A 2,803-nucleotide genomic window follows, 5' to 3' on the forward strand; every position below is an offset into this window, starting at 1 on the left:
GCTAGCCATGCCATTATCAACGCTCAAGGCAGTGCGACAATCATGGCTAATAACAATAACCCCTTAATCCAATTCAACACTTCTTCAAAAGAAACAGGCGCTTACACGCTTATTGATAGCGCTAAGGCCATTTATTACGGGTATAACGACCAAATCACAGGAGGCAGCAGCCTAGATAATTACCTTAAGCTTTACACGCTCATTGACATTAATGGCAAGCATATGGCGATGACTGACAACGGCTTAACTTATAACGGGCAAGCCGTGAGCCTTAAAGATGGCGGTTTAATTGTAGGCTTTAAAGACTCTCAAAATCAATATATTTACACTTCTATTCTTTATAATAAAGTGAAAATCGCTGTTTCTAATGATCCTATCAACAACCTACAAGCCCCCACTTTAAAACAATATATCGCTCAAATTCAGGGCGTTCAAAGCGTGGATAGTATTGATCAAGTTGGAGGCAGTCAAGCGATTAATTGGCTCAATAAAATCTTTGAAACTAAGGGAAGTCCTTTATTCGCTCCCTATTATTTAGAAAGCCATTCCGCAAAAGATTTAACCACGATCGCTGGAAATATTGCCAACACTTTAGAAGTCATCGCTAACCCTGATTTTAAAAATGATGCCACTAATATTTTACAGATCAATACCTACACGCAGCAAATGAGCCGTTTAGCCAAGCTCTCTGACACTTCAACTTTCGCTCGTTCGGATTTCTTAGAACGCTTAGAAGCCCTTAAAAACAAGCGATTCGCTGATGCGATCCCTAACGCTATGGATGTGATTTTAAAATACTCTCAAAGAAACAGAGTTAAAAATAATGTGTGGGCGACAGGAGTTGGAGGGGCTAGTTTTATTAATGGAGGCACTGGGACTTTATATGGTATCAATGTAGGGTATGACAGGTTTATTAAGGGCGTGATTGTAGGGGGTTATGCCGCTTATGGGTATAGCGGGTTTCATGCAAACATCACTCAATCAGGCTCTAGCAATGTCAATATGGGTGTTTATAGCCGAGCGTTTATCAAAAGAAGCGAATTAACGATGAGCTTGAATGAGACTTGGGGATACAATAAGACTTTCATCAACTCTTATGACCCCCTACTCTCAATCATCAATCAGTCTTACAAATACGACACCTGGACGACTGACGCTAAAATCAATTACGGCTATGATTTCATGTTTAAAGATAAAAGCGTTATTTTTAAACCTCAAATAGGCCTAGCCTATTATTACATTGGTTTGTCTGGTTTAAGGGGCATTATGGATGATCCTATTTACAATCAATTCAGAGCCAATGCTGACCCTAATAAAAAATCCGTTCTAACGATTAATTTTGCCCTAGAAAGTCGGCACTACTTCAATAAAAACTCTTATTATTTTGTGATTGCGGATGTGGGCAGAGATTTATTTATCAATTCTATGGGGGATAAAATGGTGCGTTTCATTGGTAATAACACCCTAAGCTATAGAGATGGCGGCAGATACAACACTTTTGCTAGCATTATCACAGGTGGGGAGATAAGGTTATTCAAAACCTTTTATGTGAATGCGGGCATTGGGGCTAGGTTTGGGCTTGATTATAAAGATATTAATATTACCGGAAATATTGGTATGCGCTATGCTTTTTAATGGTATCATTAAACCTATTTTTAACAAACCCAATTCATAGCAGGATCAACCATGCAATTTCCAAAAGCCTTATTACATTCATCATTCTTTCTACCTTTATTTTTATCTTTTTGTATTGCTGAAGAAAATGGGGCGTATGCGAGCGTGGGTTTTGAATATTCTATCAGTCATGCCATCCAACACAACAACCCCTTTTTGAATCAAGAACGCATTAAAACCATTTCTAACGCTCAAAATAAAATTAATAAGCTCAATCAAGTCAAAAATGAAATCACCAGCATGCAAAACACCTTTAACTACATCAACAACGCTTTAAAAAACAACTCCAAATTAACCCCCACTGAAATCCAAGCCGAGAAATACTACCTCCAATCCACCTTTGAAAATATTGGAAAAATAGTGATGATTAGCGGTGGCGTTTCATCTAACCCCCAATTAGTCCAAGCGTTAGAAAAAATACAAGAACCCACCACTAACCCTTTAGAATTTGAAAAAAACTTAAAAAATTTAGAATTGCAATTCACCCAATCCCAAAACAACATGCTTTCTTCTTTATCTTCTCAAACCGCTGCAATTTCAAATTCCCTAAACGCGCTGGATCCCAACTCTTATTCTAAAAACATTTCAAGCATGTATGGGGTAGCTTTGAGCGTAGGTTATAAGCATTTCTTCACCAAGAAAAAAAATCAAGGGTTGCGCTATTACTTGTTCTATGACTATGGTTACACTAATTTTGGTTTTGTGGGTAACGGCTTTGATGGTTTAGGCAAAATGAACAACCACCTCTATGGGCTTGGAATAGATTATCTTTATAATTTCATTGATAATTCACAAAAACATTCTAGCGTGGGTTTTTATGCGGGCTTTGCTTTAGCGGGGAGTTCGTGGGTAGGGAGTGGTTTGAGCATGTGGGTGAGCCAAACGGATTTTATCAACAATTATTTGACGAATTATCAGGCCAAAATGCACACGAGTTTTTTCCAGATCCCTTTGAATTTTGGGGTTCGTGTGAATGTCAATAGGCATAACGGATTTGAAATGGGCTTGAAAATCCCTTTAGCGGTCAATTCTTTTTATGAAACGCATGGCAAAGGGTTGAACACTTCTTTGTTTTTTAAACGCCTTGTCATGTTTAATGTGAGTTATGTTTATAGTTTTTAGGGGGTTA

General features: G+C 38.0%; 2 protein-coding genes. Both read left to right on the forward strand.

Translation table 11 applies throughout. The annotated features are described in order from the left end of the window. Nucleotides 1-1,635 (forward strand): autotransporter outer membrane beta-barrel domain-containing protein (locus DV63_RS0209475; RefSeq protein ID WP_031202713.1); only part of this gene is annotated, 1,635 nt, incomplete at its 5' end. A 51-nt stretch (nucleotides 1,636-1,686) separates the two neighbouring features. Beyond that, nucleotides 1,687-2,796 carry a Hop family outer membrane protein HopJ/HopK gene (gene hopJ, locus DV63_RS15570; RefSeq protein WP_001160287.1) on the forward strand — a complete coding sequence of 370 codons (1,110 nt, stop codon included), beginning with the start codon at nucleotides 1,687-1,689 and terminating at the stop codon, nucleotides 2,794-2,796. Nucleotides 2,797-2,803: the final 7 nt, after the last annotated feature.

This window comes from Helicobacter pylori FD535, from assembly GCF_000296015.2.
GTDB lineage: Bacteria > Campylobacterota > Campylobacteria > Campylobacterales > Helicobacteraceae > Helicobacter > Helicobacter pylori_CT.

Excerpts from the sequence above, each read along its gene's own strand:
- hopJ (WP_001160287.1), top strand. The coding sequence starts at position 1,687 with ATGCAATTTCCAAAAGCCTTATTACATTCATCATTCTTTCTACCTTTA.